This window comes from Nocardia xishanensis NBRC 101358, from assembly GCF_001613365.1.
Taxonomy (GTDB): domain Bacteria; phylum Actinomycetota; class Actinomycetes; order Mycobacteriales; family Mycobacteriaceae; genus Nocardia; species Nocardia xishanensis.
This window is the reverse complement of the sequence record NZ_BDCF01000017.1, coordinates 110,958-133,008: the sequence shown is the minus strand read 5'-3', so window position 1 is coordinate 133,008 and position 22,051 is coordinate 110,958. Positions and strand designations below refer to the sequence as shown.

The following is a 22,051-nucleotide window of genomic DNA, read 5'->3' as shown; positions in this document are numbered from 1 at the left end:
GTGAGGTAGGTCTTCCCGATTTGAATGTCGGCGGAGGGGACCAGCGTCAACATCAAAAGCCCGCAGCGAGGGGGCCGGTCCGAATCAGACCCCGCTACGGCGGGTTACTACGAGAAGTCGCGCCTGCGCCGCCACCGCGGTAAGCGGAATTAGCACAACGCGGTCGCGGTCTGCGACACTGAGCGCTGCGCTGTGGCGGTCGGCGGGATTCGGCACGGCATCGAGGATAGGCATTCCGAAGCCGGATAGCAACCTTTTCGCACCCATGTCTCGCCTACTCGTGGGTATCATCGCCGCAGCTCACACCGCACTCGGGACCGGTAGCGTTGTGGCATGGGTCTCCTCGCCATGACGATCCCCGGGCTCGCCCTCCTGCTCATCTTCCTCGCCTTCGCCGAGGTCCTCTGGAACCGCCTCACCGGCAGTCGTTTTCTGCCGTGGACCAAACGCCGCTCCGGCCACCCGGTCGCGGCCACCGGATTCGAAGAGGTGACCGCGGCCTTCCAAGGCTCCAAGCACTACGAGTTCGAACAGCGCCAGACCACCCTGATGCATCGGGAGACGAAGTCGGACGGCGCACCGCCGCGTGACGAGGTCGACCTGACCTCCGGCGCGGCGCGGCTGGTCCGCCGGACACCGTCGCACTGACCGTACGCTCCCCCACGCAGCCGATCCCGCCCCGCGGGAACACCTTCCAGCGACGCTGCCGTCGACGCCCCCAATTTGCCAGTGGCACAGCATATTTAGCCCCGGCTACACGCGACGGCCGCGGCCCCGATGGTCGGGGTCCGCGGCCGCTCGCTCGGTGCCTCGGTCTCAGCTCGCCGCGACGGGGATCGCGACCGGCGCCCGATCCGCAGTGACCGGCGCCGGGTCCGACGCGGCGGCGCGGTGCAGTCCGCGACGGTCGTAGAGGTGGGTGGCGACGACGCCGAGGACCACGCCGATGGCCAGGCCGAGCAGGGTCATCCAGAGGCCATGGCCGAGGCCGGCGGAGGTGCGGGCGTCGAAGAAGAGGATGGCGCGCACGGCCAGATAGATCTGGTGCATCGGTTCGAAGGCCGCCAGATGCGAGATGTAGGAGGGCGTGGCCTCCAGCGGGACTGTCGCGGCCGACGAGGGCAGGCCGAGCACCACGAACAGGATCAGGTTCACCAGCAGGCCCGCGGTGCCGAAGGTGGCGAGCACCGCGAGCGCGGTGACGCCGACGGCGATGATGGCCAGCGTGCCGTACAGCCACAGCAGCGGTCCGTTGCCGAGCGGGATGCCCAATGCCGTTGCGACGCCGAGGAACATCGCCGACAGGATGGGCGCCGCGGTGGCGAAGACGCCCCATTTGATGAGCAGGGTGCGCAGGCGCGAGACGCCCGTGGCGGGCGGCTGCACGAACCAGGGGCCGTACTCGGTGGGTGTGAAGCCGAGCACCGAATCGATGAGCGTGTGGATCATCATGGCTCCGGTGAATCCGGCGAGCAGCAGGATCAGCGTGTAGAAGAAGGCGACGAGACCCTGGCCCGCGCCGTCGTCCATCGGCCGGTAGGGAGCGGTGACGACCTGCACCGGGTCGGTCAGCAAAAGCTTTGCTGCGCCGCTCATCTCGACCGGAGTGCCGTTCGCGAGCGCGGCGTGCACCTGATCGGTGAGGTTCTTGCCGACGGTCTCGTTCACCCGCGTCAGCGCGCGGTCGGCGATGCGTTGCATGATGCCGGTGGTGTAGGGCCCGATGCGCGGATTGGTCTGTACGGTGATGACCGGCCGTTCGATCTCGCCGGGCACCACCGCGCCCGCGCCGAGGATGGCGAGGCGCTTGGTGAAGTCGGAGGGGATCACGATGGCGCCGTACACCTCGCCGTTCTGCAGCTGGTTGCGCGCCTCTGCGATGCCGAGGACGCGCAGATCCACTGACTCCGAAGGGATTCCGGCCGCCAGCGCGTCGGTGACCTGAGCGCCGACGTTGGCGGGCTTGCCGCCGAGGGTGTCGCCGACGTCCTGGTTGACCAGCGCGACGGGAAAGTCGTGCAGGTTCTTCTCGGTATTGCTTGCGTAGCCGAGGTACATGGTGGCGAGCAGCGCCGCGAACACCATCAGCACGGCGATCGGGGCGGTGAAGGTCCGAACCGTCATACGGGAAAATGTAGGCAGTGCCTACAAAGTAGTCAATGCCTACATTTTGTTATCCTGCATACACCATGCCGAGAACCCGAACCCGCGCCTACCATCACGGCGACCTGCGCGCCGAGCTGCTGCAGCGCGCCGAGACCACGCTGCGGGAGTCCGGTGTCGACGGCCTGTCGCTGCGGCAATTGGCGCGCGATGTCGGCGTCAGCCACGCGGCGCCGACCAGGCATTTCAAGGACAAGCAGGCACTGCTCGACGCCCTCGCCGTGTCCGGGTTCCAGCAGCTGGGCGCCGCGCTGGAGCAGTCAGCGGCCTGTGACTCGGTCGGCGGTCATATCCGCGACATGGCGCGGACCTATCTGCGCTTCGCCACCGAGAACTCGGCCCTGCTGGCGCTGATGTTCGCCCGCAGGCACAGCCCCGCCGCGAGCGACGCGATGTCCGAGGCGGTGGACCGGGCCTTCGCGGCGCCGGTCGCGCTCATCGCGGACGCGCAGGCGCGCGGCGAGGTGATCGCGGGCGAACCCCGGCGCATCGCCCTCTCGGCCGTCGCCATCCTGCAGGGCTTGGCCACCTTCGTCGGCTCCGGCGTGATCGCCGCCGAAGCCGCCGACGAACTACTGGACGAGATGATCAGTCACATGCTGGACGGACTGCGCCCACGCCGCTGACCTGTCGAACCCGGCTTCCCACACAATTCACACGGTCGGCGCCTCTGTGCGGCGTGCGGGAGATATTCGGGGCCGGCGATCAGTGCGCGGCGGAATCCCAGCTGCGCCCGGTGCCGACCGAAACGTCCAGCGGCACGGAGAGCTCGATCGCGGCGGACATCTGCTCGCAAGCCAGCCGCTCCAACGCCTCCCGCTCGCCCTCGGCAACCTCGAAGACGAGCTCGTCGTGGATCTGCAGCAGCATCCGCGAGCGCAGGCCCGCCTCGCGAATCGCCCTGTGCACGTTGATCATCGCGACCTTGATGATGTCGGCGGCGGTGCCCTGGATGGGCGCGTTGAGCGCCATCCGCTCGGCGGCCTCGCGGCGCTGCCTATTGCTGGAATCCAGGTCGGGCAGGTATCGACGGCGGCCGAAGAGCGTCTCGGTGTAGCCGACCTTGCGCGCCTGCTCGACGACCTCGTACAGGTAATCGCGGATGCGGCCGAAGCGGGCGAAGTAGATATCCATCTGCTCCTTCGCCTCGGTGGTGCTGATCTTCAGCTGCGCCGAGAGGCCGTAGGAACTCAGGCCGTAGGCGAGGCCGTACGACATGGCCTTGATGCGCCTGCGTAGTTCCGGGCTCACCTCGGAGATGGGGATGTCGAACGCCTTGGACGCGACGAAGCTGTGCAGATCTTCCCCGGAGTTGAACGCCTCGATCAGCCCCTCGTCGCCGGACAGGTGCGCCATGATTCGCATCTCGATCTGGCTGTAGTCGGCGGTCATCAGCTCCGCGTAGCCGGAGCCGACAACGAAGGTGTCGCGGATCTGGCGTCCGGTGTCGGTGCGAATGGGGATGTTCTGCAGGTTCGGCTCGGTCGACGAGAGGCGTCCGGTGGCCGCGATGGTCTGATTGAACGTGGTGTGGATGCGCCCGTCGTCGGCGACGGACTTGAGCAGCCCGTCGACCGTCACCTTCAGCCGGGTGGCGTCGCGGTGCGCGAGCAGGTGCTCGAGGAACGGGTGCTGGGTCTTCTCGAACAGCGATTCCAGCGCGTCGGCGTCGGTGGTGTAGCCGGTCTTGGTGCGTTTGGTCTTGGGCATGTCGAGCTCGTCGAACAGCACCACCTGCAGCTGTTTGGGCGAACCGAGGTTGATCTGCTTGCCGATCACGCCGTAGGCCGCCTCGGCCGCCTCACTCACCTTGTCGGCGAACCGGCGCTGCAGCGTCTCCAGCTGCTCGACGTCGACGGCGATGCCCGCGTCCTCCAAGGTGGAGAGCACGCCGAGCAGCGGCAGTTCCATATCGGTGAGCAGCGCGGTGGACTCGATCTGCTCGAGCTCCTGGTCGAGCGCGGCGGCCAGGTCGAGCACCGCGCGGGCGCGCAGCATCTCGGCCTGCGCCAGTTCGGCGTCGACGGTGTCCTCGTCGTCCAGCAGCGAGAGCTGCGGCGTCACGTCGGTCTCCGCGCGCAGCTCGCGGTGCAGATAGCGCAGCGAGAGGTCGTCGAGGTTGAAGCTGCGCTGGCCGGGCCGGACCAGGTACGCCGCGAGCGCGGTGTCGCTGGTCAGCCCGGCCAGGGTCCACCCGCGTCCGCGCAGCGCGTGCCCGGCCGACTTGGCCTCGTGCAGCGCCTTGAACACCGCGGCATCGGCGAACCAGGCGCCCAGCGCCGCCTCGTCCTCCGGGGCCAGCACGGTGACATCGATGTAGCCGCTCTCGCCATCGGCGGCCGCGATCGCGATCGCCTTCACGTCGCCGTTGCCGGGCGTTCCCGTGCCGACCACCGAAACACCGTGCCGTACACCGGCTTTCGCGTGCTCGGCGAGCCACTCGCCGACCGCGCCGACGGCGAGCGCGCCGCCGGAGATCTCGAAACCGGACTCCGCCTCCGGCTCCGGCGGGGCCAAGGTGTCGAACAGCCGGTCGCGCAGCACCCGGAATTCGAGGTCGTCGAAGAGCTGGTGGATCTTCTCCCGGTCCCACGGCGCCTGTGCCAGCTGGTCGGGGGTGTAGGGCAGCGGCACGTCCTTGACCATCTCGGTGAGCTGCCGGTTGAGTACCACGCTACTGAGGTTGGCGCGCAGCGCGTCGCCCACCTTTCCCTTCACTTGGTCGACCTTCTCCACCAGGGTGGCCAGGTCGCCGTATTCGCGAATCCACTTGGCGGCGGTCTTCTCTCCCACGCCGGGGATGCCGGGCAGGTTGTCGCTCGGATCGCCGCGCAGCGCCGCGTAGTCCGGGTACTGGTTCGGGGTGAGGCCGTATTTCGCCATCACCTCGTCCGGGGTGAACCGGGTCAGGTCGGAGACGCCCTTGCGCGGATACAGCACGGTGACCTCGTCGTTCACCAGCTGGATCGAGTCGCGGTCACCGGTGACGATGAGGACGCGGAAGCCCTCGGCCTGCGCCTGGGTGGTGACCGTGGCGATCACGTCGTCGGCCTCGAAGCCATCGATCGCCATCACCGGGATGCCGAGCGCGCCGAGCACGTCCTTGGTGAGCTCCACCTGGCCGCGGAACTCGTCAGGCGTCTGACTGCGATTGGCCTTGTACTCCGGATACGCCTCGGTGCGGAAGGTCTTGCGTGACACGTCGAAGGCCGCGGCGATGTGGCTCGGCTTCTCGTCGCGCAACAGGTTGATGAGCATCGCGGTGAACCCGTACACCGCGTTGGTGGTCTGCCCCGTCACCGTCTTGAAGTTCTCCGCGGGTAGCGCGAAGAAGGCGCGATAGGCGAGCGAATGCCCGTCCAGCAACAGCAGTGTCGGCTGGTCGCCGGAGGCGGCGGCGGTGGGACGCGAGGCAGTCGTGGGTGAGCTCACGCCCCAGAGTCTAGGGACCGGGACCGACAAGCCGATACGCCGACACCGGGACGCACACCGCGCCGGCGCGCGGCGGTTGCGACGAGGCCCTACCGGCTCGGACCTATTCGACGTTCTCCTGATCGGCGTACCAGGTGTTGCACTCCCAGGTGTCGCCCTTGTCGGAGCCCCACTTCCACCAGCCCCACGCGTTGTGACCCGCGCCGCGCAGCCGAGGCGCGCCTGGCCGGTCCCCTGCGGCGCGCGCCCGGTCGGCGGCCTCGTCCCAGGTCCGCTGATCGATATCGCCGCGACCGTGGTTGATGCCGAAGAACATGCCCGCGAAGCACCCGGCCTGCAGCTCGAGCCGCCTGCTCAGTTCCTGGCCCGCCGCGGTCTGCCAGCCCGCTTCGGCGCGCCGGTCGGTGTAGGCGCGCAGGACGCCGACCACCTGCTGGATGTGGTGGCCGTACTCGTGGGCGAGCAGCGCCAGCTGCGCGCCGCGGCGCGAATGCGCGGTGGCGGGTCGCGCGGCGTCGTACGGGATGACGATCGTCTCGTCGGTATCGCAGTAGGACGCGGGCCGCCCGTCCTGCGGACAGGCGCTGCGCGCCGCGTCGGCGGCGGCCGGCGCGTCCAGCCGCGGCGAGCGGAACGGCAGTCCGGCGCCGCGCAGCGTCGGCTCCCACGCCGCGTCGAGGCAGCGGACCGCCGCGCGGTAGAACACCCGCGCGGCCTCGGGCTCGCTCTGCCATTCGGGCAGTTCGCAGTCGACCCGTCCGAGCCCGACGTGCTGGGCGAACAGCGGATGGTCCGTCAGCGCGTACACCGGGCGAGTCGCCGAGGCGTTCGGCGAGCCAGCCAGCGGCAGTCCGGCCAGCGGCGCAGGCGCGATGGGCGGAGCGGCGTCGCGCGCCGGATTCGTCTCGTCGCCGACCGATCCCGCGAAACCCGGGCCGGTCGAGACCAGCGATTTCCCGGTCCGCAGCGCACCGGCGTCCGCAGGCGAGTTGCTCACCGCGGCGATACTCGCCGCCGCGCCGAACACCACCGCACCGCAGAGCAGCGCGATCAGGATCCGTTTTCGGATTCGAGTTGCCAAGAGCCGGTTCATCGTCCCCCCTGACCGTGCTTCGTCAACGCTCCCTCATGGAACCCGAGGCGGCGGCCACTCGCAACTCGAGTGTTCCGCGCCGAGCCATCACAACGTGCCGGCCAACTCCCTGAGCACCGGCAGGCTCACCGAGCCCGAGCCGAGCACCACATCGTGAAAAGCCTTGATGTCGAAGCGCTCTCCCAAACGCTCGGCGGCCAGCGCCCGCTGCTTCCTGATCTCCAGCTGGCCCACCTTGTAGGACACCGCCTGACCGGGAATCGCGATGTAGCGATCGATCTCGACGGTGATCTCGGTCAGTCCGACGGGAGCGTTGGCCACCATGAAGTCGATGGCCTGCTGCCTGCTCCAGCCCTTCGCGTGTATGCCGGTGTCCACCACCAGGCGGCAGGAGCGCCACGAATCGCCCGCCAGCATGCCGAGCCGGTCGAGATCGTCCGCGTACAAACCCATCTCGTCGGCGAGCCGCTCGGTGTAGAGCGCCCAGCCCTCCACGAACGCGGTGTTGGCGAAGGACTGCCGCTGGAAGCGCGGCAGGTGCTCGAGCTCGTTGGCGATGGTGAGCTGCAAGTGATGTCCGGGGATCGCCTCGTGATAGGCCACCGCGGCGGTCTCGAAGCGCCCGCGCCCCTGCGGCTCGTGCTGGTTGACGAAATACGTTCCAGGGCGGGAGCCGTCCGCGGCGGGCGGGAAGTAATACGCCGTCGGGGCGTCTGCGGCCAGGAAGTCCGGCACCGGCACGATGTCGCAGGACTGGCGGGGCAGCCTGCCGAACCAGTTCCCCATCTCGGCGGTCGCGGCGTCCAGGCAGTGTTTGGCGTCGACCATGATCTGCTCGCCGTCGCGGTAGCACAGGTCGGGATCGTCGCGCAGTTTGCCGAAGATCTCCGCGAGATCCGACGTGCCCCACAGCCGTGTGCCGACCCGCGCGTATTCCTCACGCAGCAAAGCCAATTCGGAGAGCCCGAGCTCGTGGATCTCCTCCGCGCCCAGATCGGGCAGCGTGGTGTGGTGGCGCAGCAGGCTGCGGTAGATCTCGGCGCCGTCGTCGCCGAGCCAGCACAGACCGCTGCGCTCGTCGGGCCTGGCCGCGGGCAGCAGCTCGTCGGCCAGCGCGTCGCGGTACCGCCGGAACGCGGGCCGGATCACGTCACCGGCGACGCGCGCCAGATCGGCCCGCCACTCCGCCTCGCCGTCCCAGTCCGGCGGTCCGGCGAAGGTGACGAACGGATCGCTCGCCGGATCAGAGGCCAGGTAGCCGTCCAGCTGATTGAGCGAGCGCCCGATGGTGATCCTGGCGGGCGCCCGGCCCGCGGCCAGACCGTCGCGGAAACGGTCCACCGCCTGGCTCAGCATGTCGCCGAGCTGTTCGTGCCGCCGCAGCAGCGCACGCGCGTGCTCCGGTTGCGGCGCATTGATTTGCGGCGCGGTGGTGAGCAACGCCGCGTGCACGCCGTCCATCTGGTCGGAGGCCATCTCCAACGGCCGCCACGCCAGATGATCCACCGCTGTGGCCAATTCCGCGCGCAACAGGCTGCGGGTCACCCGGTCGGCCGACGAGAGCCGGGCCGGGTCGAGCGCGTCGACCCGGCCGAGCAGATCACGCAAGGAGTCGAGCCGATGCCGCTCGGCGTCGAGCGAGAGATCCTCGATGCGATCGTCGAAACGGTGGTCACCCAGCAGCGTCGCCAGGCTCGGCGCCGCCGCCAACGTCTCGTCCCAGTACCGGTCGGCCAGCGCGAGCAGCTCCTCGTCCATACCAGCACTGTATCTTCGGCGCGCTGGCGCGCGCGGGGTTCGCGGCCTCTTATGTCTCGCTTCCGAGCGATCGAGATTCGCGACTTCGTCGCGTGGGCTTCGATCGCTCGGAAGCGAGACGGCCGCGAACGGCTCGTCTGGCCCGCCCTCGGGGCTGGGAGTGCGTGGATGTGCGGGCCGCCTGGACGAGTTCCGCCGGAGTTCGGAGTGCGAAGGAGCCGTACCAGTTGGCCATGGTCGCGAGCCGGCTGGTCGGCGGCGGGCCGACCAGCTGAGTGTGGGACGGCACCCTCGGAGAACCGCGGGCGCCGTCGCCGTCAATGCGCCTTATCCGACTCCGAGGTAGGCCGACTTGACCGCGGGATCGGTCAGCAGCTGACTGCCGCTTCCGGTCTTGGTGACGCCGCCGGTCTCCAGGATGTAGGCGCGGTCGCTGCGGGCCAGCGCCTGCTGGGCGTTCTGCTCCACGAGCAGCACCGTGGTGCCCTGCCGGTTGATCTCGCCGATGATCCGGAAGATCTGCTGAATCACCATGGGCGCCAAGCCCATGGACGGTTCGTCCAGCAGCAGCAGACGCGGTCGCGCCATCAGTGAGCGGCCGATGGCCAGCATCTGCTGCTCGCCGCCGGAGAGCGTGCCGCCGACCTGTTTGCGCCGCTCCAGCAGCCGGGGAAACAGCTCGAACACCCAGTCCAGAGTCCGCTGATACTCGGCCTTCTGCGCGAAAGTGCGCCCGTAGCAACCCATGTCGAGGTTCTCCTGCACCGTCATGCCGGGGAAGACACCCCGGCCCTCCGGCGCTTGGATCAGCCCGCCGACCACTCGTTCGTGCGCCTTCATCGTGGTGATGTCGCGGCCCTCGAACTTGATCCGCCCGCGCGTCAGCGGCAACAGTCCCGAGAGCGCGCGCATGGTCGTGGTCTTGCCGGCGCCGTTCGCGCCGAGCAAGGTGACCAGCTCGCCCTCCGCGACCCGCAGCGAGACGCCGTGCAGCGCTTGGATCCTGCCGTAGTTGACGACCATGTCGTCGACCTCGAGCAGCGGGGGCGCGTCGCTGAAGTCACGCTCCGGCGGCGCGGCAGGCCGCTCTCCCGGCTCGGGCTCCTTCCGCTCGCTCACCACCGGTCCGCCGGTCGGCGGCTTCCCGATCGGTTCTTCCGCGGATTCCGTTGCGCCGGAATCGGATTCGCCTTCCCCCTCGGGCTCGCTCGTGCCGGACGCACTCTCGCCCGCCGACGACGCGGACCCGGATTCCGCCTCGGCGTCCGGCACGCCGAGGTAGGCCGCGATGACCGAGGGGTCGTCACGGATCTCGCCGGGCAGCCCGTCGGCGATCTTGCGGCCGAACTCCAGCACCACGATGCGATCGGTCACGCCCATGACCAGCCGCATGTCGTGCTCGATCAGCAGCACGGTGAACCCGTCGTCACGGATCTTGCGGATCAGATCCATCAGCGCCGACTTCTCGCTGGGATTGAAGCCCGCCGCGGGCTCGTCCAGGCACAGCAGCTTCGGCTCGGTGGCCAACGCGCGCGCGATCTCCAGCCTGCGCTGGTCGCCGTAGGAGAGATTGCGCGCCTTCTCCACCGCGCGCGGCGCGATACCGACGAACTCGAGCAGCGCCATCCCGCGCTCGATGGCGTCGCGCTCCTCGCGGCGGTGCCGCGGACTGCGGAACACCGCGCCCGGCACCGAGGTCTTGTGCCTTGCGTCGGTGCCGACCACCACATTCTCCAGCGCGGTCATCTCGCCGAAGAGCCGCACGTTCTGGAAGGTGCGTGCGATACCGAGCCGGGTGATGGCGTTGCGCTTGGTCTTGGTGAGCGGCTTGCCGTCGAAATACACCAGACCGGACGCAGGCTTGTACACGCCGGTGATCGCGTTGAAGCAGGTGGTCTTGCCCGCGCCGTTGGGGCCGATGAGCCCGAGGATCTCGCCGCGGCGGATCTCGAAGCTCACCTTGTCCAGCGCGGTGAGACCGCCGAACTTGACCGTCAGGTCCTCGGTCTTCAGCAGCGGCGCACCGACCGCGGTCTCGATGTCTCGGTGCGGCGCGACCACTTCGGCGACGATCTCCTTGTCGCCGAGTTCCGGAATCACCGCGGTGACGTCGACCTCGCCCGCGCTTCTCGCCTCCGGCGGCGCGACGTAGCCGGCCGCCATGTCCTCGTTGTCGAACAGCGCGTCGCCCGCGCCTGGCCCGGTCATTTCGCCGCTCCGATCGGCTCGCCCACCGTGGGTCTGCGCACGGCCTGGTAGACCTGCCTGCCGTAGGTGAGCAGCTTCTGCCGGACCGGGAACAGACCCTGCGGCCGCAGAATCATCATCACCACCAACGCGATTCCGAAATACAGGTACTTGAGGTCGCCGAGCGACTGGGCGCCGCCCTTGCGGAACAACAGCACGCTGCCGAGCAGCAGCGCCGCCATGATGCCGGTGAACACCATGCCGGTGATCAACCCGCGGCGCGGCCAGACCCCGAACTCGCGGCCCTTGTACCGCCAGAACACCAGCAGGCCGACGAACAGCGCCACATCGATGAACAGCAGCACGTAACCGGTCGACTCGTTGTCCACCAGCTGCACCGAGGTCAACCGCTTGGGCAGGTAGGCGATGATGAACGCGCCGAAGATCACCCCGAGCTTGTTGCCCTGGCCGCCGATCACCACCGCGCAGAGGAACAGCATCGAGTTGATGATGTTGAACCCGGCCGGGTTGATGAACTGCACCTGGCCCGCGTACATCGCGCCGGACAGCCCGCCGACCGCGGCGCCGATCAGGAACGCCCACAGCTTGAACTTGAACGTCGGCACGCCCATGATCTCGGCGGCGTCCTCGTCCTCCCTGATGGCCACCCAGGCGCGGCCGACTCGGCTGCGCTCCAGGTTTCCGACGATCAGCAGCACGACGATGACGAGCGCCATACCGAGCCAGAACCAGTAGGTGCCGTAGCTGGCCCGGTCGAGCAGGTTGGCGCTGTCCGGATCGCCGGTGTTGCCCGCGGAGAACACGCCGTTCGGCTTCTCCGCCGACTCGCCGACGTGCGGGTACGCCACCCCAGACAGCCCCAGGCTGCCGTTGGTCAGCTCGTGCAGGTTGTCGGCGAGCAGGCGCACGATCTCACCGAAGCCGAGGGTCACGATCGCCAGGTAGTCCCCGCGCAGCCGCAGCGTCGGCGAGCCGAGGATCAGACCCGACATCGCGGTCACCGCGACCGCGATCGGCAGACACGCCAGCCACGCCCACTCCGGGTCGAGCCAGCCGCCGTCGGTCTGGTTCCACGGACTGTTCGGACTGGTCAGCAGGCCCACCGTGTATGCGCCGATGGCGTAGAAGCCGACGTAGCCGAGGTCGAGCAAACCCGCCTGTCCGACAACGACATTCAGGCCGATCGCGATCAGCGCGAACATGGCGAACTCGGCCATCACGAGGCCGAAGTTGTAGGCGGGGGTGTCGAGAAGCGGCGGCGGGAAGAGCGGAAGCAGCGCGAGCGCGATGATCGCGGGCACGCCGGCGGCCCACTGCGCGGGCCGCGACAATCCCTCCCACCAGGTGCGGAGCGCGTCGCCGACGCCTTGTCTCGGCGCCGTCTTGGTCAGGTCGGTCATGCGCGGGCCCTCCCGAGACTTTCACCGAGGATGCCGGTCGGCCGGACCATCAACACCACGACCAGCACGACGAACGCGACCACGTCGCGCCATTGGCTACCGAACAGGATCTGCCCGTACTGCTCCACGATTCCGAGGATCAGACCGCCCAACAGCGCGCCGCGCAGATTGCCGATGCCGCCGAGCACCGCGGCGCTGAACGCCTTGATGCCGAGGATGAAGCCACCCGAGTAGATGATCGCGGGCGGGATCTTGATCGCGTACAACGTCGCGGCAGCGCCCGCGAGGACGCCGCCGATGAGGAAGGTCAGCATGATGACCCGCTCCCGGGAGACGCCCATCAGCGTCGCGGTGTCAGGGTCCTGCGCCACGGCGCGGATGCCGCGGCCGAATTTCGTTCTGTTGATGAGCATTTCGGTGGCGATCGCGAGCACCACCGCGGCCACCACGATCAGGATGGCGATGTTGGTGACGTCGGCGCCGCCGAAGCTGAACTGCACCGTCGGCTCGACGAGCTGAACCGGCTGCTGGGCATTGGTGCCGCCGAGATCCGGATTGATCTTCGGCAGGATGAAGTGCACGAACTCCTGGATCACGAACGACATTCCGATCGCGGTGATCAGGAAGGCCAGCGGTTTGGCCCCGCGCTTGCGCAGCGGGCGATAGGCGACGCGCTCCAACCCGACCGCCGCACCGCCGGACACCAGCATGCCGACCACCATCGCCAAACCGATGTAGACGATCGTCAGCAGCACACCCTGGTTGTAGACATCGGGGCTCGCGGTGAAACCGAACAGCATCAGTCCGATCAACTGGCCGAACATGCCCAGCATGAATATTTCCGAATGGGCGAAATTGATGAGCCGAAGCACGCCGTAGACCAGGGTGTAGCCCACCGCTACCAAGGCGTAGATGGAACCGTAGGTAACTCCGTCGACGGTCAGTCGCCAGAATTGATCGATCACTCCTTGATAGTTGAAGTCGATCGAGCCGTCGGCGAGGTATGCCACGCCGGCCAGTACTGATGCTGTCATTCGAATATCGCCCTCACCCGAGCCCCTCATGAAACAGCACGTACGGGGCGTTACGGGCACCCCGTACGTGCTGGATTCGCGGTCTTACTTGACTTCGTAGATCCAGATCTGCGCGTTGGCCAATTCGCCGTTCGGGCTCCACTTGTAGGTGCGGGCCAGACCGGGCCCGTCGTAGGAGCGCACGAACCCGAGCAGATCGGGGCGGGTGACCTTGCCGCCGTCGATGCCCTTCGCCAGGATCGTGGTCAGGTCGTAGGCCTCCACCGAGTACACGCCGGGAGCCTGACCGTTGAGCGCCTCGTAATCCTTGGCGAACTTCTCGGGAGCCGGGCCACAGGGGCAGGTGAGGTTCGCGCCCTTGGCCGCACTGCCTGCCTGCGAGATGAACTGCGGGTCGTTGACGCCGTCCGGGCCGACGAACACGGCCTTCACGCCACCGGACTTCAGCTGCTGAGCCAGCGGCGCGCCCTCGGCGTAGTAACCCGAGAAGAAGACCGCGTCCGGCGCCGCCGCCGCGATCTTGGTGACGGTGGCCGAGAAGTCCTTGTCACCCTTCTTGATGCTGGCCGCGCACGCCGGATCGGCGGCCGCGCCGAGGCCCTCGGTGACGCTCTTGGCCAGGCCGACACCGTAATCGGTGTTGTCCTGCACCACGCACACCTTCTTGTAGTTCGCGGTGCCCACCAGGTACTTCGCCACCGAAGGACCCTGCACATCGTCGTTGGCGAGGCCGCGGAAGAAGGTGGTCCAGCCGTTCTGGGTCAGCGTCGCGTTGGTCGCCGACGACGTCACCGCCACCAGGCCGGCGTCGCTCAGGATCTGGCCGGTCGCCTTGGTCTCACCGGAGAACGCCGGGCCCACCAGGCCGATGATCGACCGATCGTTGACGATCTGCGGGATCACCTGGGTCGCCTTCTGCGGATCGCCCTCGGTGTCGAACTGCTTCAGCTCGATCTTGCAGCCCGGATTCGCCTTGTTGTGCTGATCCAGCGCCAGCTTCACCCCGTTGACGATGTTGATGCCGAGCGCGGCGTCGGGGCCGGTGAGGGCGCCCGCCATGGCGATGGCGGTACCGGGAGCACAGGTCGCCTTGCCGTCACCCGCCGGATCGGCCGCCTTCGCGGGATCCGTCTTCGGCACTTCCTTACCCGCGGTATCCACCTGCATGACCGGCTGGATGGACAGGCCTCCCGAACCGGTCCCGGTCGCGCCCGAGCCGCTGTCGGTGGATTTGTCGCTGCATCCGGTCAACGCGAGCGCCGCGGCAGCGCCGATCACCAATACGCCACGCGTCGAACGACTGCGCCATGTCGAACTAAGCACGTCTCACCTCTACGTCCTGTGCTCCCCCGGGGCAATCCGAGGAGGCCGACCACGTCAGCCCGGTCAGAACATAGCGTCGGCACGTTAGATCCGCATCACATTCGCATCATGCGGATGACTTCGTGTCGAATTCTTTTTGGCGATCGTGTTTCCGGTGCGTAAATCTTTCCAGCCGACACCGGCCCGAGGGGTGGCGCATCACTTCGGCGCCAGGTTCTCCAGCACCACCTCGGCAACGGCCTTCATGGTAGTCCGGCGATCCATCGCGGTCCGCTGAATCCACTTGAAAGCCTGCGGCTCGGACAGACCCTGGGTCTGCATCAGCACGCCCTTGGCCCGCTCGACCAGCTTGCGCGTCTCCAGCCGATCGGCCAGGTTCGCGACCTCGCTCTCCAGCGCGGTGATCTCGTGGAAACGGCTTGCCGCCAACTCGATCGCGGGCACCAGGTCCGACTTCGTGAACGGCTTCACCAGATACGCCATCGCGCCGGCGTCGCGTGCCCGCTCCACCAGGTCGCGCTGGCTGAACGCGGTCAGAATCACCACCGGCGCAACACGTTTCGACGCGATCTCGGCGGCCGCGTCGATGCCGTCACGGCGCGGCATCTTCACATCCATGATCACCAGATCCGGCCGGTGCTCCACCGCGAGATCCACCGCCTGCTGCCCGTCCCCCGCCTCGCCGACCACCTGATAGCCCTCTTCGGTCAGCATCTCGACCAGATCCATCCGGATGAGCGCCTCGTCCTCGGCAACGACGACCCGCTTCGCCCCGGCGTCCTTCTTCGTGCCGGCGCCCCCTGCTGCAGTATTGCTCATAGGTAAGACCCCTCTGGTTCCGATGCCTGTCCCGACACGCAGGAACAGGCCGAGGCCAACACCATCCTGGCCTCGCCCACCCCTGCACGCTGTCGAGTGATGTAAAGAGTACCTTTCAGTTCAGCCGACAACGCATATACCCTGCGTAAAGACGAAACTGTGGCGTACATGGCAACCCATTCGCGGAAAGCCACACCGACCCGCTATAGTTCACACCCGGTGCGCCGGGTTGGCGGAACTGGCAGACGCGACGGTCTCAAAAACCGTTGTCCGAAAGGACGTGTGGGTTCGAGTCCCACACTCGGCACCAAGGTAGGACGCGGTCTTGTTGGTCGCGTCCTTCTTCATCACTTCACGCAGTCCGCAGATAGTCCGCAGCTGCCCGAGCTCCAGCATCCATTCCAGCCGCGACCGTGTCCAGATCGTCCGGGAACAGGTGTCCGTACAGGTCCAGGGTCAGCGTCGCTGTCTTGTGGCCGAGCATCCGCTGGACGACCTTGATGTTCGCCCCCGCACTGATCGCCAGCGACGCCGCGGTATGCCGGAGACCGTGCGGAACGACGCCGTCGAGACCGACGTCTTTCGCCGCCTGGTTGAACACCCACCGGAACTCCGTGGAGGTCAGGTGGCCGCCCTTGTGGCTCGGGAACACCAGCGCGCCCGGCCGCCGACCACCCAGGATGTGGACCAGATTCTTGGCCAGAATCCCCGGCGCCGGCACAGCGCGTGTGGTGTGGTTCTTCGTGTCAATCTCAACGATGCCCTTGCCCGTGACCCCAGTAGCCGAACGATTGATGGGGATCCGGTTGCGGACCAAATCCACGTCCGCCGTGCGCAATGCGATCGCTTCGCCGAACCGAATTCCCGTGTACGCCAATGTGAACACCAGCGGCCGGAACCGCCCCGAGGCCATAGCGAGCTGCATCACTTCCACGTGCGTCACGTATCGCCGTGCTCCCGACATCACTGTGGGGAGATCCACGTCGTCGGCCGGATTCGCCGCCAGCCGCTTCGCCTTGATTGCGAACCTCAGAATTTGGCTGAGCACCTGGTAAGACTGGATCGTTCGCGACGCCGACAGCCCGCGCCCGACAAACCGTGAACTTCCCGATTCCGAGAGGCTCACGATCCATTCCTGAATGTCCTCGAACTCGATTTCGCGCAGCGGCACCGAGCCCCAGCGAGGCAACATAATCGTGTCGACCGGCGACCGGTAGCCAGCCACCGTTTCGGTTTGCGAATTTCTTTGTCGAGAACCACTTCTCATCCACGACCTCGAAACGCACCCCGCTACGGTCCGGGTCCACCCCACGAGCTCGGGGATCCAAGCCAACACCACTGACTTGCGCCACACCCGGTGCCGCGCGCCAAGCTTGAAGCTCACCGGCCCGTAACCCACGGGCGCCCACCACCGCGAGTGGACCTGTCCATAGGAGGGCAGGTGAGGGTGACGAACATCGAGGGCTGGAATCGGCCAGCGTATTCCCGTCCAATGGTGGTGCGAGCGACCTCGAGCCGCGGCAGGTCCGGCACATCCTGGCCGCGCCGGGTCGACCGAGTGCGGCGCTTGGCGGGCTTGTCGTCTGAGGCTGGGAAACGACCGTGCACTCCGAGTTGCCAGAGTTCGGTGTCAAGAGCGCCCGCGGCAGCGCAGGGCGCGGAAAGCAGGCGAGCGGGACTCCTACCAGCTCCCACAGCATCGACTCCGAGGCGTTGACGCGGCCCGACGAGTGCCCCGCCAGAAGTGCTGAACGGAATTCCCGAGCACGAATCGGCTTGGCCATCGGAGGCGGCAGATGCCGTGCCCCACAAAATCACTCGTCGTAGTAGTCCTCGTCATCGGAATAGAACCAGGCGCAGGAAGCCCACCGATTGGCATTCGAGAGTTCGAATGTCGAACCTGTTGTGCTGCGAGGGTTCTCGCAGGGATAGCGGGGTGCACTATGGCGTCGACACTTGGTTGCCGAGCTTGGCGTCGGCACTGGCTCGGCAGCCAGTAAGGGGGAACGACGCCCGCGAAGCGTGGCGCCTGCGTGCCAACGATCTCCTGTAATCCATCGACACGGCGGCCACTGCGCACCGGCCATCGGTGGGACTGTTCGGCGCTCGCGATCATGGCGGCCCCACACTCCTGGCTTGATGAACCGCGGGTCGGGCTCGCACGTAGTCGTAGGTGGATGCAATCGTGCGCGCCGTTGCGGAGGTTTCTGTATGCGGGTGAACAGGACGACCGTCGATCTTTCCGGTTATCCGGATCTGGTGGTCATTTACCTCGGGATGCGGGTGCGTCGGCCGCGGGGCATGCTGCGACTGCTCGGGCTGGGACCGAAGCTCTACCGCTCGCATCGAGACCGGCCGGATGGTCTGCTGCTGCACGAGGACGTGGTGTGGGGGCTCTTTCCGCCGCACTGGGGCGCCAGGCAGTACTGGCGCGATCTGGACAGCCTGGAGCGGTGGACGCGGTCGGAGCCGCACCGGGACTGGTGGGCGAAATTCCTGAAGGACTCCGGCGGGACGGGCTTCTGGCACGAGGCGTACTTCGCACGCGGCGGCATCGACGCCATGTACGACGACATGGCGCCCGCCACGGGGATGGCCCGTTTCGCGCCGGTGATCGCCTCGCGCGGCCCGATGTTCTCCACCCGGGGACGGGTGCACGGCGAAAACCCCGAAGTCGCGCCCGTGGTAGCCGAAAACAGTTATTACCGAGACGAATACGAGTGAGCGGCCACACAAGCAGACGGCGGCAAATCGATGATTGAAGCTGGAAACATCTGGGTAACTTCACCGATAAGCCCGGCGCTCGATCGTGACGTGCATCGAGAATCCGCCTGAATACCCGGGTGAGCTTTGTGTACGGCGCGCGACAGCCAGATGAATATGTGTCTGCGCACCTGTGATTCCGTGACGGCCGACTTCTGGTCCGCCACGGGCCGAATTACCGTGATGCCATGCACGTCCTGTTCGTCTGCAACGGCAATGTGTGCCGTTCGGTGATCGCCGAGCGGCTCACCCGCGCGCTCGCCGTCGAACACAACCTCACCGGTCTCACCGCCGAAAGCGCGGGTACCAGAGCGCTCGTCGGCTTCCCCATCGAACCGCTCACCGCGCAAACGATTTCCGGGCTCGGCGCGGATCCCGACGGCTTCCGTGCGCGCAAACTGAAGCCGGAACTGATCGACCGGGCCGACCTCGTGCTCGCCATGACCGAACAGATCAGGGACCAGGCCGCCGACATGGCCTTCGGCGCCGCCTCGCGCACCTTCACCCTGCTGGAAGCGCATCGGATCGCCAAGGTCACCGGCGCGCGCACGGTCGCCGACTTGCACTTGGCGCGCAACGATCTCTCCCTCGTCGGCCGGGAGAACATCGCCGACCCGGTCGGCCTGTCCGAGGTCGCCTACTGCGAGGTCGGCGACCGCATCGCCGAGGCGGTGGTGCCGCTGATGCTGACGCTGGCGCCGCACCAACAGACCCGCCCCGAGGACGACGAACGCGCCGGGCTGGTGCTGCAACCGGGCGCCGCGCCCGCGCCGCTCTCGGCATTCCTGGCGGCACACCGCATCCGGTGACCCGCCACGCGACCGGGACGCGCCGGACAAATCGCTGCGAGCTATGTCGCCCATGCCCACCGAGGCATTAAACTCCCCGCGGACAGCATTCGCCGTTGATGGTTCGACACACGACAGGAATCAGACATGCCGAAACGAATTTCGGATGTTTCGCTTCATTGACCCCTGTCTGCGCAGGTCAAACCCTGAACCAGTCCGGCTCCAACCCCCCAGATTCCAACTTTAGTGTCAGCTTGGACGGCGCCAGCGACTCCAACACCGCCTCGTTGTCCACCGCCGGATACTGATACCCCTCCCGGTCGATGTAATACTTCAACGCCGTCGACGACCCCGCCGAATGCCCCAACTGGGCACTAGCACGCTTAGGATCGCGTGTCTTCCCCGTCACATGCGTCGCCACCGTGTCCCGGCAGTTGCCGAACGTGAACCACTCCAACTCCGTCCCGGCCTTCACCACCCCCAAAGCGCGCGACATCGTCGGCGTCGACAGCCATCCACCCCGCGCCCCCTGGAACAACGGCTCCTGGACATCACGCGGCCCCACCCAGTCACGCCACGCCCACAACACCTCCGCCAGCCACTCCGGCAACAGGACGTGATAGTTCTCGCCACGCTTCCGGCGAGGCTGCCGCACCCGACCACCCTTACGGGTCACGATCGCCCCACACACGTGCATCACCACAGCCTCATCGTCGCTGTCCAGGTGCGCCAAATCGCACCACCGCAACGCCATCGCCTCCCCCGGCCGAATCCCCGTGCCCAGCAACGTCAGCCAGAACGGCTTCAGCCACTCGGCGGTAGACCGCTCCTCCAGCAGATCGAGAAACGTATCCCGCTCCGCCGACGTCAACGCGCGCTGTTTACCGCCACCCGCATCCAAGGCGGGCACCGGATGCATCGGCGACACATCGAACAACCCCGCGACCGTCAACATGTTGAACACCGCAGTCAAGATCATGTAGTGCCCAGCCGCGATCGACGGCCCAATCTCGGTGACATCCTCGAAGTAGTCGGCGAGGAACTTCGGCTTCCCCACCTCCCGAATCGTCAGATGCCCCAACTCCTTCATCAACTTCACCGAGCCGCGGCGCCCCCGCTCCTCAGCCTCATAGATCCAACGGCGATAGTTGTGCAACGACTGCTCGCGGATCTTCCCCGCTTCGTACCGCTTCACCTCACGGCGATACCAGGCATCCAGGGCTTTCGACATCTTGTCCGAGTGCTCGAACTCACGCGCGGTGTCACGGGCGGCGCGGCTACTGGACTTCTGCCGGTTCTTCTCGAACCGCGCGTTCCAGTCCGCCAAGCACTCCTTCCGAGTGCGACCGGATCCGCTGGTACGCACGTAGGTGCCGCTGAAGGTGCGGTGCCTGACCCGAGTCAGACGCCACACCCCGTCAGCGCCTTTGACGGGATTGAGTTGGGTGGCGGGCGGCAAAGCCCCCGGTTCTAACGATTCCTGCGCCATGACTTCCTCATGTGGTCTTCGGTCACGCCGCCGTCGCCTGCTGGTGTTTGACCTGCCAGGCACGAACCTCATCAGCGCGATATCGGTACCGACCGCCGTTGACCTTGAAGCAGCGCGGCCCCTTGCGAAGGTGATGCCAGTTGCTCAGGGTCTTGGTTGTGTAGCCGGTGAGTTCGGCGACCTCTTGGCGGGTGAGCCATTTCGTTTCACTGGACATGGGGAGCCTCCTGACCGGCGTAGCTCGTGTCGAGACCCGGATGGTTCGCCAAAGGTTAGCCGTTCGTATGCATTGAATGAGTTTTCATTCATGCTATGCAAATTATGGCGGGTGCCGCAAGGCTGCTGCGGGCATAAGAAAGCCGCCCCAGCCAATGAGGCTGGGGCGGCTTCAGACGTCGTCAGGCGGCGCTACGGTCGGTCGAACTCGCCGTCGCGCACACCCGCCAGGAACGCGTCCCACTCACGCGGGGTGTACACGAGCGCGGGACCGGTCGGGTTCTTGCTGTCCCGAATCGCGACCGAACCATCGTCCAAGTGGGCAGCTTCGACGCAATCGCCACCCGACTGGCTGTAGCTGGCCTTGAACCACTTAGCGCCGGAAAGATCCATGCTCATGCGGCATACTCCTTCGTTAAGGACGGTCAAACTCACCTGCGTTAACTCCTGCGGTGAAAGCATCCCACTCGCCAGCAGTGAAGACCAGCTTCGGGCCGTCGGGGTTCTTGCTGTCGCGAACCCCGACCTGCCCCCCATCGAGGAATGCGACCTCAACGCACTCCTTACTGCCGCCGCTGCGACTGCTCTTGAACCAGCGGGCTCCGGACAGGTCAACGTTCACGCTCGTACTCCCTTGCTATATCTCGTAGCAGGCTTCTGGATGCGACTTCGTCCAGTGATAGGTGCTGGATCGCCTGGTATGCCTGCGTGTACCGCAGAACGGTACTGGCCTTCTCCGAGTACATGTCGCCGGTGTAATTCTCGGCATACACGATGGTCGGTTCAACTGATTTACCGCGACCGTCGAGCCCGAAGTCCATGATGACGAACGGACCGATCTGGTCGCCTGTGGGCATCCCCGCTTCGAAGGGAAGGACCCGCAGACTGATGTTCGGCCGTGTGCCCTCGTCCGCGAGGTGGCGAAGCTGAGTCGTCATTGTCTTGCGTGTGCCGATCTTGCGGCGCAAGACTCCCTCGGAGAGGATCACTTCCATGTGAACCGGCCTGGTTTTCCTGGTCAACAACGACTGCCGCTGCACCTTCAGCCGGACACGACTGTCCAGCTCCGCTTCGGAGTCATCGGGATTCGCAGCGCGTGCCAGCACGCGCGCATAGTCGGCGGTCTGCAACAACCCCGGGACAAGGTCCGGTTGGTAGGACGTGAGCGTCTCAGCGGAGGCTTCGAGCCCGACGTAGACGCTGAAGTTGGCAGGAATGATGTCGCCGAACTCGTGCCACCACGACTTCACCGCAGCCTGACGAGCCAGACCGATCATCGCGGCCTCTTGCTCCGGCTCCATTCCGTAGATTCGACATAGCTCCTTGACGTCTACGTCTCGAACACGGTCGGACTGACCACGTTCCAGGCGTTGCAGGGTGCTTTTACCCCACTGCATCAGCCTGGCGGCATCTTCCAAAGTCATGCCTACGCTGTCACGTCCCTCACGTAAGTAGCGGCCCAACTGCCGCCGCGGCAGCGTGCTATCGGCGTTGCTTGACATCACGTCCCATCCTGACTGGTCACGCTATCCCATTCTGGGAAAAGTCTCACGCCCAGTATGGCA

The 22,051-nt window shown here is 66.7% G+C and carries 19 protein-coding genes, 1 tRNA gene and 1 pseudogene; 5 read left to right on the top strand and 16 right to left on the bottom strand.

The window, feature by feature from the left end; genetic code table 11:
- Positions 1-333: 333 nt before the first annotated feature.
- Positions 334-648 (top strand): DUF6191 domain-containing protein, encoded by a 315-nt coding sequence (locus NX1_RS16580; protein WP_068059495.1) that lies wholly within the window; start codon positions 334-336, stop codon positions 646-648.
- Between the two features lie 168 nt (positions 649-816).
- On the opposite strand, the gene NX1_RS16575 is transcribed toward NX1_RS16580, so the two are convergent.
- Positions 817-2,124 (bottom strand): YhgE/Pip domain-containing protein, encoded by a 1,308-nt coding sequence (locus tag NX1_RS16575; protein WP_068059492.1) that lies wholly within the window; start codon positions 2,122-2,124, stop codon positions 817-819.
- A 65-nt stretch (positions 2,125-2,189) separates the two neighbouring features.
- On the opposite strand from NX1_RS16575, the gene NX1_RS16570 reads away from it, so the two are divergent.
- On the top strand, positions 2,190-2,789 hold the full coding sequence (locus NX1_RS16570; protein ID WP_068059489.1) for a TetR/AcrR family transcriptional regulator: 600 nt from the start codon (positions 2,190-2,192) through the stop codon (positions 2,787-2,789).
- Between the two features lie 79 nt (positions 2,790-2,868).
- On the opposite strand, the gene polA is transcribed toward NX1_RS16570, so the two are convergent.
- From polA to NX1_RS16530, 9 genes and pseudogenes are all read right to left on the bottom strand, one after another.
- Complete coding sequence (gene polA / locus NX1_RS16565) at positions 2,869-5,595, bottom strand: DNA polymerase I (protein WP_068059486.1); 2,727 nt, start codon at positions 5,593-5,595, stop codon at positions 2,869-2,871.
- A gap of 103 nt (positions 5,596-5,698) precedes the next feature.
- The gene (locus tag NX1_RS16560) at positions 5,699-6,676 is read right to left on the bottom strand and encodes a neutral zinc metallopeptidase (RefSeq protein ID WP_169812245.1); all 978 of its coding nucleotides are present in this window, start codon (positions 6,674-6,676) and stop codon (positions 5,699-5,701) included.
- Between the two features lie 99 nt (positions 6,677-6,775).
- Positions 6,776-8,446: a DUF885 domain-containing protein gene (locus NX1_RS16555; RefSeq protein WP_068059481.1), complete on the bottom strand. Its 1,671-nt coding sequence runs from the start codon at positions 8,444-8,446 to the stop codon at positions 6,776-6,778.
- Positions 8,447-8,773: 327 nt separating this feature from the next.
- Complete coding sequence (locus NX1_RS38020; protein ID WP_245668534.1) at positions 8,774-9,469, bottom strand: ABC transporter ATP-binding protein; 696 nt, start codon at positions 9,467-9,469, stop codon at positions 8,774-8,776.
- Positions 9,470-9,703: 234 nt separating this feature from the next.
- A pseudogene (locus tag NX1_RS38015) lies at positions 9,704-10,654 on the bottom strand (ABC transporter ATP-binding protein); the annotation flags it as partial.
- Positions 10,651-12,054: a branched-chain amino acid ABC transporter permease gene (locus NX1_RS16545; protein WP_068059477.1), complete on the bottom strand. Its 1,404-nt coding sequence runs from the start codon at positions 12,052-12,054 to the stop codon at positions 10,651-10,653. The pseudogene NX1_RS38015 and the gene NX1_RS16545, both read right to left, overlap by 4 nt.
- Positions 12,051-13,088 carry a branched-chain amino acid ABC transporter permease gene (locus tag NX1_RS16540; protein WP_068059473.1) on the bottom strand — a complete coding sequence of 346 codons (1,038 nt, stop codon included), beginning with the start codon at positions 13,086-13,088 and terminating at the stop codon, positions 12,051-12,053. The genes NX1_RS16545 and NX1_RS16540 overlap by 4 nt, the downstream gene beginning before the upstream one ends.
- A gap of 84 nt (positions 13,089-13,172) precedes the next feature.
- Positions 13,173-14,249 (bottom strand): branched-chain amino acid ABC transporter substrate-binding protein, encoded by a 1,077-nt coding sequence (locus NX1_RS16535; protein WP_245668533.1) that lies wholly within the window; start codon positions 14,247-14,249, stop codon positions 13,173-13,175.
- A gap of 360 nt (positions 14,250-14,609) precedes the next feature.
- Positions 14,610-15,230, bottom strand: coding sequence for an ANTAR domain-containing response regulator (locus tag NX1_RS16530; protein WP_067846705.1), 621 nt, complete (start codon positions 15,228-15,230; stop codon positions 14,610-14,612).
- 223 nt (positions 15,231-15,453) lie between these two features.
- Here NX1_RS16530 and NX1_RS16525 point away from each other — a divergent pair.
- A tRNA-Leu gene (locus tag NX1_RS16525) sits at positions 15,454-15,540 on the top strand.
- Between the two features lie 42 nt (positions 15,541-15,582).
- Here the strand turns inward: NX1_RS16525 and NX1_RS16520 are convergent.
- Entirely contained in the window at positions 15,583-16,455 is an 873-nt protein-coding gene (locus tag NX1_RS16520; RefSeq protein WP_245668528.1) for a tyrosine-type recombinase/integrase, read from the bottom strand.
- A 986-nt stretch (positions 16,456-17,441) separates the two neighbouring features.
- Here NX1_RS16520 and NX1_RS16515 point away from each other — a divergent pair.
- A complete protein-coding gene (locus NX1_RS16515) occupies positions 17,442-17,954 on the top strand; it encodes a monooxygenase family protein (protein WP_068059467.1) in 513 nt (170 codons plus the stop codon).
- A 227-nt stretch (positions 17,955-18,181) separates the two neighbouring features.
- Entirely contained in the window at positions 18,182-18,802 is a 621-nt protein-coding gene (locus NX1_RS16510) for an arsenate reductase/protein-tyrosine-phosphatase family protein (RefSeq protein WP_068059464.1), read from the top strand.
- Between the two features lie 178 nt (positions 18,803-18,980).
- Here NX1_RS16510 and NX1_RS16505 read toward each other — a convergent pair whose 3' ends face one another.
- The 5 genes from NX1_RS16505 to NX1_RS16490 form a co-directional block, all read right to left on the bottom strand.
- Positions 18,981-20,270, bottom strand: coding sequence for a tyrosine-type recombinase/integrase (locus NX1_RS16505; protein ID WP_068059461.1), 1,290 nt, complete (start codon positions 20,268-20,270; stop codon positions 18,981-18,983).
- 22 nt (positions 20,271-20,292) lie between these two features.
- On the bottom strand, positions 20,293-20,487 hold the full coding sequence (locus tag NX1_RS36370) for a helix-turn-helix transcriptional regulator (RefSeq protein ID WP_068059458.1): 195 nt from the start codon (positions 20,485-20,487) through the stop codon (positions 20,293-20,295).
- A 191-nt stretch (positions 20,488-20,678) separates the two neighbouring features.
- The gene (locus tag NX1_RS16495) at positions 20,679-20,885 is read right to left on the bottom strand and encodes a DUF397 domain-containing protein (RefSeq protein WP_068059455.1); all 207 of its coding nucleotides are present in this window, start codon (positions 20,883-20,885) and stop codon (positions 20,679-20,681) included.
- Positions 20,886-20,901: 16 nt separating this feature from the next.
- Complete coding sequence (locus NX1_RS35455; RefSeq protein WP_084501484.1) at positions 20,902-21,108, bottom strand: DUF397 domain-containing protein; 207 nt, start codon at positions 21,106-21,108, stop codon at positions 20,902-20,904.
- A complete protein-coding gene (locus tag NX1_RS16490; protein WP_068059582.1) occupies positions 21,098-21,988 on the bottom strand; it encodes a helix-turn-helix domain-containing protein in 891 nt (296 codons plus the stop codon). The genes NX1_RS35455 and NX1_RS16490 overlap by 11 nt, the downstream gene beginning before the upstream one ends.
- Positions 21,989-22,051: the final 63 nt, after the last annotated feature.

Bases quoted from the DNA above. Each gene is read 5' to 3' on its own strand.
- NX1_RS16580 (WP_068059495.1), top strand. From the start codon at position 334: ATGGGTCTCCTCGCCATGACGATCCCCGGGCTCGCCCTCCTGCTCATC.
- NX1_RS16575 (WP_068059492.1), bottom strand. From the start codon at position 2,124: ATGACGGTTCGGACCTTCACCGCCCCGATCGCCGTGCTGATGGTGTTC.
- NX1_RS16570 (WP_068059489.1), top strand. From the start codon at position 2,190: ATGCCGAGAACCCGAACCCGCGCCTACCATCACGGCGACCTGCGCGCC.
- NX1_RS16555 (WP_068059481.1), bottom strand. From the start codon at position 8,446: ATGGACGAGGAGCTGCTCGCGCTGGCCGACCGGTACTGGGACGAGACG.
- NX1_RS38020 (WP_245668534.1), bottom strand. From the start codon at position 9,469: ATGGTCGTCAACTACGGCAGGATCCAAGCGCTGCACGGCGTCTCGCTG.
- NX1_RS16545 (WP_068059477.1), bottom strand. From the start codon at position 12,054: ATGACCGACCTGACCAAGACGGCGCCGAGACAAGGCGTCGGCGACGCG.
- NX1_RS16540 (WP_068059473.1), bottom strand. From the start codon at position 13,088: ATGACAGCATCAGTACTGGCCGGCGTGGCATACCTCGCCGACGGCTCG.
- NX1_RS16530 (WP_067846705.1), bottom strand. From the start codon at position 15,230: ATGAGCAATACTGCAGCAGGGGGCGCCGGCACGAAGAAGGACGCCGGG.
- NX1_RS16515 (WP_068059467.1), top strand. From the start codon at position 17,442: ATGCGGGTGAACAGGACGACCGTCGATCTTTCCGGTTATCCGGATCTG.
- NX1_RS16510 (WP_068059464.1), top strand. From the start codon at position 18,182: ATGCACGTCCTGTTCGTCTGCAACGGCAATGTGTGCCGTTCGGTGATC.
- NX1_RS16505 (WP_068059461.1), bottom strand. From the start codon at position 20,270: ATGGCGCAGGAATCGTTAGAACCGGGGGCTTTGCCGCCCGCCACCCAA.
- NX1_RS36370 (WP_068059458.1), bottom strand. From the start codon at position 20,487: ATGTCCAGTGAAACGAAATGGCTCACCCGCCAAGAGGTCGCCGAACTC.
- NX1_RS16495 (WP_068059455.1), bottom strand. From the start codon at position 20,885: ATGAGCATGGATCTTTCCGGCGCTAAGTGGTTCAAGGCCAGCTACAGC.
- NX1_RS16490 (WP_068059582.1), bottom strand. From the start codon at position 21,988: ATGTCAAGCAACGCCGATAGCACGCTGCCGCGGCGGCAGTTGGGCCGC.